Source organism: Nocardiopsis changdeensis, assembly GCF_018316655.1.
Classification (GTDB): domain Bacteria; phylum Actinomycetota; class Actinomycetes; order Streptosporangiales; family Streptosporangiaceae; genus Nocardiopsis; species Nocardiopsis changdeensis.
Window position 1 is genome coordinate 2,164,265 of record NZ_CP074133.1, and the last position, 16,353, is coordinate 2,180,617.

The following is a 16,353-nucleotide window of genomic DNA, read 5'->3' on the forward strand; positions in this document are numbered from 1 at the left end:
GGGCGCCCCTGCCCAAACGCCCCGCGCCCCGCGAGCGGGACGTCCCCCGAGTACCGGCCCCCACACCACCGGGAGGACACAGTGAGCCATGACGGACGCCGGGCCCTGGCCCGGCACGAAGGGGAAGGCGCGGACCTCGACCCCGACGGCGGGGCCGACCCGGACCGGGCCGAGGAGCGGTTCCTGCGCCCGTTCGCCGTGGCCGCAGGGGACCCGGACGGAACCGGCCCGGGTCCGGGTCCCGAGACGCTGGACCTGCTCACCCTGGTGGTCGCCGCGCGCACCCCGGGGCGCCGGGAATGGCTGCGCCCGGAGCGCGAGGCCATCCTCCGCCATGCCCTGCGGGCCCGCACCGTCGTCGAGCTGGCCGCCGAGGTCAACCTCCCCGTCGGCCAGGTCAGGGAGATGGCCGCCCGCATGATCGCGGACGGCTCCCTGCAACGGTGCGGCCCCTCCCGCCCGCTGGCCCGCAAGGACATCCTGCACGCCGTCCTCGTCGGCCTGCGCTCCCTGTAACGCCCGCACCCGCGGCGACGGGCCCGGACCGGTCCTCCACCGGTGCGCGCCCTCTCCGCGGCCCGGCCCCGGCCATCCCGGCCCCGGTCGCCCTCTGCCCGTGCGCGCCCTCCGCGGACCGGCGGCCCCGCGGCGTCCGGCCCCGGCCACGACCGGTCTTCCGCCCATGCGCGCCCTCCGCTGGCCGGCCCCGGCCGCCCCGGCCGCGGCCGGCCCTCTGCCCGTGCGCGCTTCCTCCGCTGTCCGGTGGCGTCCGGCCCGGACCGGCTCTCCATCGGTGTGCGCCCTCTCCGCGGCCCGGTGCCGACCGGCCCCGGCCATCCCGGCCACGGCCATCCCGGCCACGGCCGCTCCGGCCACGGTCGGCCCTCTGCCCACGCGCGCCCTTTCCCTGGACCGGCGGCCCAGCGGTATCCGGCCCCAACCGCTCCGGATGCGACCGGCCCTCCGCTCGTGCGCGCTTCCTCCGCCGACCGGCGCCGGCCCGGTCCCGACCGGTCCCGGCCCCCGGGCACGAGCGGCCCTCCGCCTGCGTGCGCCTTCTCGACGGATCGGCGGCGACCGAACTCAGAAGGGAGCGGCCATGACCGCCCTGGACACGACCGTTCCCGCCCGCCCCGGGCACGACCGTCCCCGGGGTGGAGCCGTCCCCGCCCCCGTTCCCATCCCCGTCCCCGGCCGGTTCCCGTTCCCCCGGACGGCACCCCGATGTCCCCCGCCCGTCCCCCGACGTCCCCCACCCCGCCGGATTGACCCGGGCGCGAGCGGGAAGGGGACCGAACCGGGTGGCGGCGCGTGTCGCAACGGAGTTATCCACAGGTTCCGGAACACGCTGGTCCCGACCTCGTGAGCGGCCCAGCATGAAAGGGAGCCGGACGGTCCGGGAAGGTCCCGCACCGCGCCGGTCGGAGGTCCCATGTCCTTCATCCGCCCGCTCGCGGCGTTCCTCGCCGCGGTGTTCACGCTCGCGCTCACGACGGCCGCCGCCGTCACCGACCTACGAGGGGGAGAGTTGGACGGCTTCAGCATCGGACATCTGCCAGTGGCGATCGACGACCGGACCTCGGTCTCCGACTTCGAGTACGAGTGGGGGGACGTCGCCTTCTCCAGCAGGGTGTGGGAACGCCCCCGGGAGGGGGGAGGCGCCGAGGTGGTGCTCCAGGTCCTGGTCCTGCGCGGGGACGGGCTCACCGACCTGGACGCGCTGCGGGCCTTCCTCGCCGAGTACCACGAGCGCGACCCCGACGAGTGGGAACTCACCCCGTTCGACAACGGCGGGGTCCCGGCGCTGCACGGTGAGACCGAGGCCTTCTGGACCCCGGGAACGGGCGTCGCGGTGGAGGTCCGCGACGCCTTCGGGATCCTCGGTCCCGAAGAACTGCTGGCCACCGCCCGGGGGATCACCCTCGCCGACCCCCGCTGAGAAGGGAGCGGCCCGGCGCGCCGCGGACGTCCTCCGCGGTACGCCGGGCCGGGCCCGACTCCGGAGCCGCCCCGCGGGCGGCGCCGGGGCGGCGGCTCAGCAGCCGTCCAGCACCCCGCGCAGCGCGGCCTCCTCGTCGGTGTCCACGCTCAGGTCCCACACGTGCTTGACCTCGATCCACGCGGCCGCGTACTCGCAGTGCACGGACTCCAGTGGGGGCATCCAGTCGGCGGGGTCGGCGTCGCCCTTGGACCGGTTGGTCGTGGCGCTGACCGCCCACAGCTGCGGCGACGACTCCAGGTCGTTGGCGAACCGCTCCCGCTCCTCGGTGGTCCACGCGTGGGCCCCCGAGCGCCAGCCCTCCTTCAGCGGCACCATGTGGTCGATGTCGAGGTCCTGGGGGTCGGTGAAGGTCTCGCCGTCGTAGGCGCTGTACCAGGACCCGGAGACCGCGCGGCAGTCCTCGTTCATCTCCACGTTCTCGCCGGAGCGCTCCAGCACCGTCTGCCGGGTGTCGCACCCGTCCTGGCTGCTCCAGTGGGGGAACATCGCGCGGTCGTATCCGGGCGGGTCGTTCTCCGCCTCGACGGTCAGCTCGTCCAGCATGGTCCGGGCCTGCTCGACGGACACGTCCCCGGAGGGGGAGGAGGGGGCGCCGTCCCGAGGGGCGCCGGTGTCCTCCTCCAGGCCCAGGTCGATGATCCCGAGCTGGTACAGGACGAACGCTGCGACGACGATCGCGCCGACGACGGCGGAGATGATCCCGCCCAGCTTCGACGACGACTTCTTATCGGCCATGAGGGAACTCCACGGGCTGGTGAACGGGGAGCGCCGCCGTGGAGCGGCGCCGACCTCCAGCTTGTCGCATTCCGGGGCCGGTCGGGAACATTCGGCGACGCCGCCCCCGATCCGGACGACCGGAACGGGGACCGCCGAGCGGTCCGCCGCCCCCTGGTGCCCATGGGACGGGAGGGGCTCAGGAGGCGACGAGGTCGAACACGAACGATCCGGCCAGGAGCAGCCCCACACCCGCGCTGTACACCCACGCACGTCCCCGGTGGTCCGGCAGGTCCCGCAGCGTGCGCCACCCGTACAGCAGCGCCCCGGCCGCCACCAGCGCGCCCTCCACCACGGCCGCCGCCACGGGGGCCTCCCACAGGCCCAGGCCCAGCAGCGGCGGTCCGGAACCGCCGGGCAGCAGCGGCATGTCGGGCCGGTGCACCAGCAGGTCGAGCAGCCAGTGCGAGAACACCACCCCGCCCAGCACCCACCCGGCATCGGGCCCCCACCGCCCCCGCAGGAACACATGCACCAGCAGCCCCACGACCACCGCGAACACCACGTTCGACACCAGGGCGTGCGAGAACGGCGCCGTGATGAGCAGCGACCCGTACCCGCTCAGCCCGGGGGCGGCGGGCGCCATGGACTCCGCGCCCAGCGCGGCCAGTGGCGCGAACACCAGGTCGGGGACCTGTGAGGCCACCAGCAGCGCCGCCATCGGTATCTCCGGCCGCCACGCCTTGACGATCCCGGCCACCCCGAAGTGTCCCGCCAGCATCAGTCCGCCCTCCGCCCGCGGGCCGCCCCGCCGTCGTCCCCGTTCCCGGGCCAGTCCCGGTAAGCGCGCACAAAGCCCTCCACCAGCAGCGCGAAGCTCTCGTCCACGTCCTCGGGCAGGCCGAACCCGCCCTGCACCTCCAGGTCCACGAAGCCGTGGAGCGCGCTGCGCAGCGCCCGGACCGCGTGCACCGACCGGTCCTCGGTGATCCCGAACCCGCGCAGCACCGCCGCCAGCACCGCGACCGGATCGGTGTCCAGCTTCACGTCGGGAGCGGCCATCCGGGGGAGCCGCTGCAGGTGGACGTAGCGCCCGGGGTGCGCGTGGGCGTAGGCGCGGTAGGCGTCGGCGCAGGCACGCAGCGCGTCCGGCCCGGAGCGGCCCACCGCCGCCCGCTGGACGGCCTCGCCGATCTCGTTCGCGGCCAGCACCGCTATCCCGCTCCGCAGCCCCGGCAGGCCCTCCACGTGCTTGTACAGGCTGGGCACGGCCACGCCGAACCGCTTGGCCACCGCGGCCAGGGACAACGCCTCCCAGCCCTGCTCGTCCACCAGCCGGGCGGCCTCGGCGACCACCAGCTCGGGTGTGAGTCCGGCCCTAGGCATCGGCGCGCACCTGCGCGATCAGCTCCTCCAGCACCGGCACGACCAGGTCGGGCCGCTGGCTCTGGGGGTAGTGGCCGCACTCGGGCAGCATCACCACCCGGCCGCCGACGACCGAGCCCACCCAGGCGGCCTCCGCCGCCGGGTCCGCCCAGTCGGGGTCCAGCTCGCCGCCGACGACCACGGCCCGGGCGCGCAGGCCCTCCGCGGCCAGGACCTCCTCGTTCGGCGCGTTCACGGTGTCGCGCACCGCGCGGAACCGGTCGGCGGGGCGCAGCATCGCCAGGACCCGGTCCAGCTGCTCCCGGTGCCCCTGCGGCGTGCGGCCCTTGTGCAGGCCGTCGTAGAAGCCGGTCAGCAGCCGCGGTCCCCAGGGGCGCAGCAGCATCAGCCGCAGGGCGGCCCGCATGAACACGTTCGGCTTCCCGGCGCGCAGGAAGGCGGCCATGGGAACGATGCCGGCCACCAGGTCGGGGCGCTCCAGTGCGGCGATGGTCACGGCGGCGCCGCCCATCGAGGTGCCGACCATGACGACGTCCCGCCCGCCCAGCTCCTCGGCCAGCGCGATGGCGTCCGTGGCCGCGGCCCGGTTGGTGTGGTCGTCGAAGGTCGCGTCGCTGTCCCCGTGCCCGCGCAGGTCCATGACGGCGACCCGGTGCCCGGCCGCGGCCAGGGCCTCGCCCACGAACCGGAAGGACGCGCGGTGGTCGAACATCCCGGGCACGCAGACCACCAGGGTGCCGTCGGTGTGGTCCGCCCCGTACAGGTCGTACGCGATCCGCCCCTGGGGCCGGGTGAGGTGTCGCACGGTCCGCTCTCCACTGCTCAAGCTCATCTCCATAGCCATGAAGCTAAGGGCATTAGCTTCGGGTGTCAAGAGCCCCTAGTGAAGGGGAACCGGGAGCCGTGCGGACGCCCGCGGCCGCGGAACCGATAGCGTGACGGTGGAGCGCAGGTCAGGGGCGGCGGAGGGGAAAAGAGGGTGTGCCCCCTCCGGGCCCGACCTACACTGCAAGGCAGATCGGGCCCCGGCCCGCCTACGAATCAGAGAGCAAGCACAGTGACCGACATCATCGACGAACTCCAGTGGCGCGGCCTCATCGCGCAGACGACCGACCTTGACGCACTCCGCAAGGCGCTCGCCGATGGTCCGATCACCCTGTATTGCGGCTTCGACCCGACGGCGGGGAGCCTGCACGTCGGCCACCTCACCCAGATCCTCACCCTGGCCCGCTTCCAGCAGGCGGGCCACCGGCCCATCGCCCTGGTCGGCGGCGGGACGGGCATGATCGGCGACCCCAAGCCGAACGCCGAGCGCCAGCTCAACTCCGTGGAGACCGTGCTCGGCTGGGTGGAGGCGCTGCGCGGCCAGCTGTCCGCCTTCCTGCGGTTCGCCCCGGAGGGGGAGACCCCGGGGGCGACCGACGCGATCCTGGCCAACAACGCCGAATGGCTGTCGGGGATCAATGCCATCGAGTTCCTGCGCGACGTGGGCAAGCACTTCAGCGTCAACCAGATGCTCGCCCGCGAGACCGTCAAGAGCCGCCTCGACGGCGAGGGGATGAGCTACACCGAGTTCAGCTACGTGCTGCTGCAGTCCTACGACTTCGTGCAGCTGTACCGGCGCTTCGGGTGCACGCTCCAGACCGGCGGCTCCGACCAGTGGGGCAACATCACCGCGGGCCTGGACCTCGTCCGCCGGATCGACGGCAACGAGCCCCACGGCCAGGCGCACGCCCTGACCACCAACCTGCTCACCAAGGCGGACGGCACCAAGTTCGGCAAGACCGAGACCGGCACGGTGTGGCTGGACCCGGAGCTGACCTCGCCGTACGCGTTCTACCAGTTCTGGTTCAACGCCGACGACCGCGACGTGGCCCGCTACCTCAAGGTGTTCAGCTTCCGCTCGCAGGAGGAGATCGCCGAGCTGGAGCGCCAGACGCAGGAGCGCCCGCAGGCCCGCGCCGCCCAGCGCGCCCTGGCGGAGGAGCTCACGACCCTGGTGCACGGCGCGGACGAGTGCCGCAAGGTCATCGACGCCAGCCTGGCCCTCTTCGGCCGCGCCGAGCTCTCCGAGCTCGACGCGCGCACCCTGGAGGCGGCCCTGGCCGAGGTGCCCAAGGCCGAGGTGTCCGGCCCGGTGGCCGATCTGCCGGGGGTCGCGGACCTGTTCGCCCAGAGCGGCCTGACCCCGAGCAAGTCCGCGGCCCGCCGCGCCATCCAGGAGGGCGGTGCCTACGTGAACAACACCAAGGTCACCGACGTGGAGGCGCGCCTGACCGAGGACGACGTCCTCCAGGGGCGGTTCGTGGTGCTGCGCAAGGGCAAGCGCAACATCGGCGGAGTCGTCCTGACCGGCTGAGCCGCGGGACCCACGGGGCCGGCGCCTTCGGGCGTCGGCCCTTCGTGTTGCGGGGAAGGCGGAAAATTTGCCCCGGTATGAGGGTTTCGAGGGGAATCTCCCGGGGAGAACGACTGTTGTCCGATGAACAACGGCCCACGTGAGTGGACGGCTCCCGGTGTGGGGAGCGGCCCGAGGCACGAGGCCCCCAGGACCCAGAGACGCAACCGCGCCCCACGGGCGCCAGGTCCCCGGTTCGACACCCGACCCGGGCCACGGTTTGACGTCCTCGGTACACCTCCCTATACTCGAAAGAGCCGCTGCGGGACGGCGAGCGCCCAGAGGGCGTCTTCGGCCCCGGACCGCGTCGAAGCGGCACCTCCTCTTCACTCCGACCAGAGCGTCACGGGCATGCGCCCGCAGGCGGTAGGCTTCGGAGGCGGCCCTGAAAAGGGCGGCGAAGGAAAACAGGAATTCTTCACTCCTGGTCGGTCCATTCCGGACCACGCCGATTTGGCGAGGAACGGGAACACTGATAAAGTGAAGACACAACAAAGCGGAAACGCAGACGCCTTCCACGGAAGAGCACACGGGACCTGAGGTTCCGGGCTTGTACGGGAAGGGCGGTTGCTTCTTGAGAACTCAACAGCGCGTGTTCGATTTTTACAGCCAAGTTTGTTTTGGCCCCGTCACACGAGAATCGGTGAGATTCGAGTGTGCGAGGTTCCTTTGATTGAGCCAGACATGGTTCGGTCAGGATTTCTTCTAGGTTTCCGAGCCCATCGCGGCTTGGTGCACGACCTTTATGGAGAGTTTGATCCTGGCTCAGGACGAACGCTGGCGGCGTGCTTAACACATGCAAGTCGAGCGGTAAGGCCCTTCGGGGTACACGAGCGGCGAACGGGTGAGTAACACGTGAGCAACCTGCCCCTGACTCCGGGATAAGCGGTGGAAACGCCGTCTAATACCGGATACGACCCTCCTCCGCATGGTGGGGGGTGGAAAGTTCTTCGGTCGGGGATGGGCTCGCGGCCTATCAGCTTGTTGGTGGGGTAACGGCCTACCAAGGCGATTACGGGTAGCTTAGCCTGAGAGGGCGACCGGCCACACTGGGACTGAGACACGGCCCAGACTCCTGCGGGAGGCAGCAGTGGGGAATATTGCGCAATGGGCGAAAGCCTGACGCAGCGACGCCGCGTGGGGGATGACGGCCTTCGGGTTGTAAACCTCTTTTACCACTCACGCAGGCCCCGGGTTCTCCCGGGGTTGACGGTAGGTGGGGAATAAGGACCGGCTAACTACGTGCCAGCAGCCGCGGTAATACGTAGGGTCCGAGCGTTGTCCGGAATTATTGGGCGTAAAGAGCTCGTAGGCGGCGTGTCGCGTCTGCTGTGAAAGACCGGGGCTTAACCCCGGTTCTGCAGTGGATACGGGCATGCTAGAGGTAGGTAGGGGAGACTGGAATTCCTGGTGTAGCGGTGAAATGCGCAGATATCAGGAGGAACACCGGTGGCGAAGGCGGGTCTCTGGGCCTTACCTGACGCTGAGGAGCGAAAGCATGGGGAGCGAACAGGATTAGATACCCTGGTAGTCCATGCCGTAAACGTTGGGCGCTAGGTGTGGGGACTTTCCACGGTTTCCGCGCCGTAGCTAACGCATTAAGCGCCCCGCCTGGGGAGTACGGCCGCAAGGCTAAAACTCAAAGGAATTGACGGGGGCCCGCACAAGCGGCGGAGCATGTTGCTTAATTCGACGCAACGCGAAGAACCTTACCAAGGTTTGACATCACCCGTGGACCTGTAGAGATACAGGGTCATTTGGTTGGCGGGTGACAGGTGGTGCATGGCTGTCGTCAGCTCGTGTCGTGAGATGTTGGGTTAAGTCCCGCAACGAGCGCAACCCTTGTTCCATGTTGCCAGCACGTAATGGTGGGGACTCATGGGAGACTGCCGGGGTCAACTCGGAGGAAGGTGGGGACGACGTCAAGTCATCATGCCCCTTATGTCTTGGGCTGCAAACATGCTACAATGGCCGGTACAATGGGCGTGCGATACCGTGAGGTGGAGCGAATCCCTAAAAGCCGGTCTCAGTTCGGATTGGGGTCTGCAACTCGACCCCATGAAGGTGGAGTCGCTAGTAATCGCGGATCAGCAACGCCGCGGTGAATACGTTCCCGGGCCTTGTACACACCGCCCGTCACGTCATGAAAGTCGGCAACACCCGAAACTTGTGGCCTAACCCTTCGGGGAGGGAGTGAGTGAAGGTGGGGCTGGCGATTGGGACGAAGTCGTAACAAGGTAGCCGTACCGGAAGGTGCGGCTGGATCACCTCCTTTCTAAGGAGTCTTTCAAGGCCAACACTTTTCCGATGGTTGGCCGGACTCGAAAGTGGACCCGTTCTCCTCTCTTTGAGGAAGCAGCGGGATGGCTGTAGAACTCATATCGAACTTCCTCCTGGGGGTCCTAGAAGCCTCGGGGGGCGCGCTGTTGGGTGTCTGAGGAAGCAACCCTCGCCTTGGCCTGGTTTCGGGCCAGCGGGTCGGTTGGTTCCCGCGGACCGCCTCTGAGAACTCTCAGAGTCCCTGGTCTGGTGCATCGTTCTTCGTTCGCGAGGTCGGTGTTCCGTGTGTACCGGGTGGCCGAGTGGTGTTGGGGTATGCGGTTGGTGTTTTGATTTGTGAATAGTGTGCGCGAGCATCTTGTTATCTGTAGTGGCCAAGTGATAGTGGCATACGGTGGATGCCTTGGCACCAGGCGCCGATGAAGGACGTGGGAGGCCGCGATAGGCCACGGGGAGCTGTCAACCGAGCTGTGATCCGTGGGTGTCCGAATGGGGGAACCCAGCCCGAGTTGTGTCGGGTTGCCGCCGCCTGAATGTATAGGGCGGTTGGTGGTGACGCGGGGAAGTGAAACATCTCAGTACCCGTAGGAAGAGTAAACAACAGTGATTCTCCTAGTAGTGGTGAGCGAACGGGGAAGAGGCTAAACCGTGCGCGTGTGATAGACGGCAGTCGTTGCGTGTGCGGGGTTGTGGGGCGTGTCTTTTCGGGTCTGCTTACCCGGAGCACTTGAGATCAGAGCTAGCTGAAACCGTTGGGAAGCGGTACCGGAGTGGGTGAGAGTCCCGTAGGTGAAGGTTCTGGTCGGGTGTTGACGCTGTCCCCGAGTAGCGCGGAGCCCGAGGAATTCCGTGTGAATCTGGCAGGACCACCTGCTAAGCCAAAATACGTCCTGGTGACCGATAGTGCACTAGTACCGTGAGGGAAAGGTGAAAAGTGCCCCGGTGAGGGGTCGTGAAATAGTACCTGAAACCGTGTGCTGTCAAGCCGTCAGAGCTGGGTCTTGTATCTGGTGATGGCGTGCCTTTTGAAGAATGAGCCTGCGAGTCATGGTGTGTGGCGAGGTTAACCCGGGTGGGGTAGCCGTAGGGAAACCGAGTCTGAATAGGGCGATTTGAGTCGCATGCTGTGGACCCGAAGCGGAGTGATCTACCCATGTCCAGGGTGAAGCGGGGGTAAGACCTCGTGGAGGCCCGAACCCACCAGGGTTGAAAACCTGGGGGATGAGGTGTGGGTAGGGGTGAAAGGCCAATCAAACTCCGTGATAGCTGGTTCTCCCCGAAATGCATTTAGGTGCAGCGTTGCGTGTTTCTTGCCGGAGGTAGAGCTACTGTTTGGCTGATGGGCCCGACAAGGTTACTGACGTCAGACAAACTCCGAATGCCGGTGAAGTGAAGCGTGGCAGTGAGACTGCGGGGGATAAGCTTCGTAGTCGAGAGGGAAACAGCCCAGATCATCAGCTAAGGCCCCTAAGCGTGTGCTAAGTGGGAAAGGTTGTGGAGTTGCTGAGACAACCAGGAGGTTGGCTTAGAAGCAGCCATCCTTTAAAGAGTGCGTAATAGCTCACTGGTCAAGTGGTTCTGCGCCGATAATGTAGCGGGGCTTAAGCACACCGCCGAAGCTGTGAAGCTCCACCTTTGGGGTGGGGTTGGTAGGGGAGCGTCGTGCGTTCGGTGAAGCCGCCGAGTGATCGTGTGGTGGAGGGCGTGCGAGTGAGAATGCAGGCATGAGTAGCGAAAGCAACGTGAGAAACGTTGCCGCCGATTGACTAAGGGTTCCTGGGGCAGGTTAATCCGCCCAGGGTGAGTCTGGACCTAAGGCGAGGCCGACAGGCGTAGTCGATGGATAACGGGTTGATATTCCCGTACCCGTGCACGAGCGCCCAGTATCGAATCAGGTGATGCTAACCACGCCGGCCGGCTTTCTGTCCTTCGGGACGGGTTGCTGTGCTGGTCTGGGATCCGAGCTTGTAGTAGGTAAGTGATGGGGTGACGCAGGAGGGTAGCTCTACCCGGCGGTGGTTGTCCGGGGGTAAGCGTGTAGGCCGGGGGGTTGGCAAATCCGCCCCCCATAAATGGCTGAGACGTGATGCGGAGCCGTTTTTGGCGAAGTGAGTGATCCCATGCTGTCGAGAAAAGCCTCTAGCGAGTTCGTGAGCGGCCAGTACCCTAAACCGACGCAGGTGGTCAGGTAGAGAATACCGAGGCGTTCGGGTGAACCATGGTTAAGGAACTCGGCAAATTGTCCCCGTAACTTTGGGAGAAGGGGAGCCCTGTCTGGTGAGAGCCCTTGCGGCTGGAGCTGGGTGGGGTCGCAGATAGCGGGGGGAAGCGACTGTTTATTAAAAACACAGGTCCGTGCGAAGTCGTAAGACGCTGTATACGGACTGACGCCTGCCCGGTGCTGGAACGTTAAGAGGACCGGTTAACGGGGTTCGCCCTGTGAAGCTGGGAATCCAAGCGCCAGTAAACGGCGGTGGTAACTATAACCATCCTAAGGTAGCGAAATTCCTTGTCGGGTAAGTTCCGACCTGCACGAATGGCGTAACGACTTCCCCACTGTCTCAACCATGGGCCCGGTGAAATTGCACTACGAGTAAAGATGCTCGTTTCGCGCAGCAGGACGGAAAGACCCCGGGACCTTCACTATAGCTTGACATTGGTGTTTGGGATGGTTTGTGTAGGATAGGTGGGAGCCGGTGAAACTGCCACGCTAGTGGTGGTGGAGGCGTTGGTGAAATACCACTCTGACTGTTTCGGGCATCTAACCTTGGGCCGTGATCCGGTTCGGGGACAGTGTCTGGTGGGTAGTTTAACTGGGGCGGTTGCCTCCCAAAGAGTAACGGAGGCGCCCAAAGGTTCCCTCAGCCTGGTTGGTAATCAGGTGTTGAGTGTAAGTGCACAAGGGAGCTTGACTGTGAGACGGACGTGTCGAGCAGGAGCGAAAGCTGGGACTAGTGATCCGGCACCGGCGTGTGGAAGCGGTGTCGCTCAACGGCTAAAAGGTACCCCGGGGATAACAGGCTGATCTTCCCCAAGAGTCCATATCGACGGGATGGTTTGGCACCTCGATGTCGGCTCGTCGCATCCTGGGGCTGGAGTTGGTCCCAAGGGTTGGGCTGTTCGCCCATTAAAGCGGCACGCGAGCTGGGTTTAGAACGTCGTGAGACAGTTCGGTCCCTATCCGCTGTGCGCGTTGGAGACTTGAGAAGGGCTGTCCCTAGTACGAGAGGACCGGGACGGACGAACCTCTGGTGTGCCAGTTGTCCTGCCAAGGGCATGGCTGGTTGGCTACGTTCGGGAGGGATAACCGCTGAAAGCATCTAAGCGGGAAGCTTGCTTCGAGATGAGGTCTCCTGCCTCCTTTGAGAGGGTAAGGCTCCCTAGAGACGATGGGGTTGATAGGCCGGGTGTGGAAGCCCTGTGAGGGGTGGAGCTGACCGGTACTAATAGGCCGAGGGCTTGTCCGCTGCAGATAATTGGGTGCTCGCGCATACGTTTCACATAACTGGTGGAATCTGGTTTTCCTGGTGCTGTGCCCTGGTGGGTGTGGTGTTGGGTGATAGGTTTCCGTGGTGGTTATGGTGGGAGGGTCACACCCGGTTACTTTCCGAACCCGGTCGTTAAGTCTCCTTGCGCTGATGGTACTGCCCTGTGGTGGGGTGGGAGAGTAGGTTGCCGCCACGGTTTTCTTCGGGTTGAGAGCCCCTGCCTTCGGGTGGGGGCTTTCCCTGTTTTCGGGGTGCGGGTGTTTGTGTGTGGGGGGTCGTCCTCGGGGCGGCCCCCCTTTTTTGTGTTCTAGGGGCCTTGGTCGCAGGGGTGGCGGCCGCAGCGGTCTTTCTGCTTGTTCCCTTTTCAATGCTGTGTGGGGTGGGGGTGGGTCTGTCCGGGGTCTCGGGGGTTGCCGGAGGGAGCATCGTCTCCTTCGGCTGCAAGAGGTCGGGGCGGGTGTTTCCTCTGTCCCGGACACCGAGGGGTTTCTGCCTGTCCTGGAGGCCTTGGCCACAGCCGGAGGGCGTCACGCGGCCCGGGCCACAAGGGGTGTCGGTAGAGCGGGACTCGGCCGGACTCCAGGGGGTTTTGGTAGAGCGGGACTCAACCGCAGCCCAAGGGGGTGAGGCGGACTGTGAGGTTTTTCCAGGTCGGTCACCATCTGGGAAGGGCGGTCTGTGGGCGCTCTCTCAGAAGTGTTGTGCTCCACCGATCACCGTTTGGGAAGGTACAGACCCGGGCCGGGCGTCGATCCGTCCCCGCGTACGAGGCCCGGCAGACCGCCGGGCGGGTGCGTTGAGTGCACGTCCGGGGTGGTGGGGGTTGGTTCAGGGGACGGGTCGGCGCCAGGCGGCACGCTCAGCCACAGGTCCAGGGAAAGAACGCTCCGACTGGAAACAGGCTGTTGCTCAGACCTCGCTTGTCACCCCAGCCGCCCGCCGTAGTAACCCCTGTCGGCATTGCCCTCCCCGACCCCTCGGGGGGTGAAGGCAGAGCATTCACGCAGCCCTGGCCCGCGAGGGTCAGGGGAGGAGGGACCGCCGGCCTTCACCCCTCTGTGGCGGAGGTCCCGGTACCTGTCGCCCTCGCCCATCCCGGTACCTGTCGCCTTCACCCCTTGGAGCGAGGTTGCGGTTCTTCTTCCGGGCCGAGGCCGAGGCCGCGGGTACCTGCGGCTGTCACCCGTTGGGGTGCGGATGGAGGTTTCTCCTCCCGACGCCCCCTGGAGCCGGGGAGGGCGGACGGGTCCCGGCTACTCGGACGCGGCGGTGTAGTAGAAGGGCTCGTCATCGTCCCCGTGGTATTCGGGCTCCAGCCGGTCGGACAGGTCGACCTCCACCCCGGACCCGTCGAACGCGGCCCGCACCCGCTCCTCCATCTCCTCACTCAGGTAGTGGTGGTGCAGATCGAGCTTGCGCAGACCAGCGAAGGCCGTGGCCCGGTCCACGAGCACCTGACCGCCCCGGTCCGTGAGGACGCCCAGCGACAGGTCGAGCACATCCAGGCGCTTGAGCACGGGTGCGTCGGCCAGTGCCGGAAGCCACCCGTCCAGCGTCTCGGCGTTGCGCACACCCAGGTACCGCAGTCGGGGAAACACCTCACCCGAGAGCACCGACTCCAGGTCCGACGGCCAGGTGTCACAGCCGTAGTCCGACATCCCCAGCCACAGCTCCAGGTGCTCTAGCGCGGGCAGCCCCGACGACGCCACCTGACGCGCGACCCGGCCCGGCAGGCCCCCGGTCTCCAGCGTCAGGGAACGCAGCGAGGCGTGCGAGGGGATGTGCAGCCCGAGCTCGCCGTCTATGCCGTCGGCGCCCTTCACAGCCAGCTCCTCCAGCCGGGGGAAGGCCGCCACGAGCGGGGCCAGGTCGGGCTGGTCGATCCAAGACAGCTCGCACTCCGAGCCGTCGATGTCGCCGAAGAAGAGCGCACGCAGGTTCGGCAACGCGTGGGCGTGCTCGGTCAGCAGGCGTGCGATCTGGTACTGGCCTCCGGCGGCGGCCTCCCAGTCGCCGATGACCAGTGCACCCACCTGTTCGGTGTCCACCACGGACAGGAAACGGGCGAGGTGCTCCTCGCACGCCTCTCTGTCGTACCGCAGCCGCCAGGCCACGGAGCCGGGAGCGTGCGGATCCCCGCCCCGTTCGCGTGCACGGATGATCCGCTCCTCGTCCGTGCCACTGGCAGGGAACTCGACCACGGGCAGACCCGCGAACTCGGTCAAGTCAGGCATGGAAAATCCCTTCAGGGGGTGGAATGTCCCCCGTACCTAGCAGCTCCGGAGGACAGACGAAGCGCGGTGACTCTGGTACTCCAGTTGGACTTCCGGTTTGTCATGATTTCTGAACTGCTTGTCTGCGGTAGTGGCAACGTCGAGCGTGTCCTTGAAAGGACTCCTTCCAGCGGCGCCCGGCCACCGCTACCAACCGCGACAGCGGCACCGCCTCGGGGGCGTAGCAGTGGAAGAACGCCAGCTCACCATTGGTGCGGTTGCGGCGCATCAGCACCGACCGCGCCCCGTACTCATCACAGCGATCGTCAATGAGAGCCCAGTGGTAAAGCCGCTCTCCCTTGGCCCCGGCCCCAGCAGAGCGCTTTTGCCGGGCCTGTTCGGGAACCAGGGCGGCCAACTCCTTGACCGCGATCGCCCCGCGCGGATTGGGAGAGGGTGTCGGTAGCGGCCATCTCCATCACGTACCCGGCCCGTTGTTTCTCCTGGTAGGAGCGCAAGTGCGGGTTGCGGCCATCGGTCCGGCCGGTCCGGGGTGCAGGTCGCGGTCCTTCCTCCGGTCTGTGGTCGGGGCCGCGGTTATGTACGGCCGTCACCCCCTGGGGCGGAAGTGGCGGTCTCTCCTGCCCACACCTCCTGGGGCCGAAGGAGATGGTCCGCTCTCCGGTAGTGCCTCGGCCCCCAACAGACACACCCGCCACCCACCACAGCGTTGAAAGAACATAGGGGCACCCCCGGGCCAAGGCAGAAGGACACCTCTGGCCCTTCTCTCCTCCTTTCCCCGGAGGGGCGAAGGCCCCACAGCGCCCTCCGCTATGACCGGCCACCCCGGTCGGGCGAACACCCCCTCATGCCCGGCAGGGAGGAGCCACCGCGCCCCACACCTGTGGCGGCAGAGCCCGCGTGCCGGCGGAGGCGGTCCTCCAACTGGGCGGGTGTGGGTTCCACGTGTGTGCGCCAGGCCGCGTTCGGGTCCCTGTGGGTCGCCACCCACAGGGACCCCGTCCAGGCGACCCTGTGCGTACCTCCCCAGGTGGAGCGGAGCCGTTCGAGCACGATCTCCGGTGCTTCCCACCTCCACCCGACAAGGTCCTCGTGCTCGCCGGAATGACCGGCCTCCAGGACACAGGTGCGGCGGAGGCCGGAGCTGTTCAGGCTGGTCTGCTCGCACAGCGGCGGCATCATCGGCCACCTTCCGGGGTTCGACGCGGTTGTGGGGTGTAGGCGATCGGATGTGTCTCGACCTGTGTGTCGAGCAGGGCGAGGGCCTGGATCGGATCACCCGTGGCCTGCACGTGGTCCACCGCCGCGCATACCGCGGTGATGCGGTGTCCGAGCAGGGCTTGGCGGGCGGCCTCGTCCGCCGGGGTCGTTCCCGGCGGCAGGGTCAAGGCGTCGCCTATCGCCTCGAACAGGTCCGCGATCCGGATGTCACCGACGGACATTCACTTCACCTTCCGCTCGAGGTAGGCGCGCACCGCGAGCGAGAGCGGGGCCATGTCCCTTCCCGGGTGGGATACGTAGGTCCGCACCCGGGACGCGCGCCACCGCGCTCGGAGCCGTTGTGATGGCTTGGCGGCCGGAGTAGGAGGGGGAAGGGAGCCGGACGTGTCGGCCGAGGAGGAGCCCCTGGTCGCGGCCACGTTCGGGATTCGCTTCGGGAACCGGTGGCTGTACTCCTCCAATGACAGGTGCCGCCGGGGCTCGGGCCGGTGGTGGCGGCCGTGCCCCGGCACCAGGGCCAGGGGGCGCCCTTCGAGGGGCAGGGTCCACCCGGCCTGGCCCGGCCGCAGCGGGATCACCCGGCCCATCCCCGGGGACTTTCGGCGCTTCGACCGAGCCGGGCCCGACCCC

9 protein-coding genes, 3 rRNA genes and 1 pseudogene are annotated in these 16,353 nt (G+C 67.3%); 6 read left to right on the forward strand and 7 right to left on the reverse strand.

What is annotated here, in order from left to right; all coding sequences use genetic code 11:
- Positions 1-81 precede the first annotated feature (81 nt).
- Positions 82-516: a DUF742 domain-containing protein gene (locus KGD84_RS09935; protein ID WP_220559977.1), complete on the forward strand. Its 435-nt coding sequence runs from the start codon at positions 82-84 to the stop codon at positions 514-516.
- Between the two features lie 1,012 nt (positions 517-1,528).
- Positions 1,529-1,939: a hypothetical protein gene (locus KGD84_RS09940; protein WP_220565651.1), complete on the forward strand. Its 411-nt coding sequence runs from the start codon at positions 1,529-1,531 to the stop codon at positions 1,937-1,939.
- A 96-nt stretch (positions 1,940-2,035) separates the two neighbouring features.
- Here the strand turns inward: KGD84_RS09940 and KGD84_RS09945 are convergent, their stop codons facing one another.
- From KGD84_RS09945 to KGD84_RS09960, 4 genes are all read right to left on the reverse strand, one after another.
- The gene (locus KGD84_RS09945; protein WP_220559979.1) at positions 2,036-2,737 is read right to left on the reverse strand and encodes an HNH endonuclease family protein; all 702 of its coding nucleotides are present in this window, start codon (positions 2,735-2,737) and stop codon (positions 2,036-2,038) included.
- A gap of 178 nt (positions 2,738-2,915) precedes the next feature.
- The gene (locus KGD84_RS09950; protein WP_220559980.1) at positions 2,916-3,497 is read right to left on the reverse strand and encodes a permease; all 582 of its coding nucleotides are present in this window, start codon (positions 3,495-3,497) and stop codon (positions 2,916-2,918) included.
- Positions 3,497-4,102, reverse strand: a complete 606-nt coding sequence (locus tag KGD84_RS09955; protein WP_220559981.1) for a TetR/AcrR family transcriptional regulator — start codon at positions 4,100-4,102, stop codon at positions 3,497-3,499. Before KGD84_RS09955 ends, KGD84_RS09950 begins: the two co-directional genes overlap by 1 nt.
- Positions 4,095-4,907, reverse strand: a complete 813-nt coding sequence (locus tag KGD84_RS09960) for an alpha/beta fold hydrolase (protein ID WP_220565652.1) — start codon at positions 4,905-4,907, stop codon at positions 4,095-4,097. The genes KGD84_RS09955 and KGD84_RS09960 overlap by 8 nt, the downstream gene beginning before the upstream one ends.
- A 252-nt stretch (positions 4,908-5,159) precedes the next feature.
- Between KGD84_RS09960 and tyrS the strand changes: the two genes are divergently transcribed.
- The 4 genes from tyrS to rrf all read left to right on the forward strand — a co-directional run bounded on the left by tyrS (position 5,160) and on the right by rrf (position 12,464).
- Positions 5,160-6,461, forward strand: a complete 1,302-nt coding sequence (gene tyrS / locus KGD84_RS09965) for a tyrosine--tRNA ligase (protein ID WP_220559982.1) — start codon at positions 5,160-5,162, stop codon at positions 6,459-6,461.
- Positions 6,462-7,242: 781 nt separating this feature from the next.
- Positions 7,243-8,775, forward strand: a 16S ribosomal RNA gene (locus KGD84_RS09970).
- A gap of 376 nt (positions 8,776-9,151) precedes the next feature.
- A 23S ribosomal RNA gene (locus KGD84_RS09975) occupies positions 9,152-12,248 on the forward strand.
- A 100-nt stretch (positions 12,249-12,348) separates the two neighbouring features.
- A 5S ribosomal RNA gene (gene rrf / locus KGD84_RS09980) occupies positions 12,349-12,464 on the forward strand.
- The 16S, 23S and 5S rRNA genes sit together here, the layout of an rRNA operon.
- Before the next feature lie 1,057 nt (positions 12,465-13,521).
- On the opposite strand, the gene KGD84_RS09985 is transcribed toward rrf, so the two are convergent.
- From KGD84_RS09985 to KGD84_RS09995, 3 genes and pseudogenes are all read right to left on the reverse strand, one after another.
- Positions 13,522-14,502, reverse strand: a complete 981-nt coding sequence (locus tag KGD84_RS09985; protein ID WP_220559983.1) for an STM4015 family protein — start codon at positions 14,500-14,502, stop codon at positions 13,522-13,524.
- Positions 14,503-14,656: 154 nt separating this feature from the next.
- Positions 14,657-15,014, reverse strand: a pseudogene (locus tag KGD84_RS09990) (IS701 family transposase); the annotation flags it as partial.
- Positions 15,015-15,680: 666 nt separating this feature from the next.
- A complete protein-coding gene (locus tag KGD84_RS09995) occupies positions 15,681-15,944 on the reverse strand; it encodes a hypothetical protein (RefSeq protein ID WP_220559984.1) in 264 nt (87 codons plus the stop codon).
- Positions 15,945-16,353: the final 409 nt, after the last annotated feature.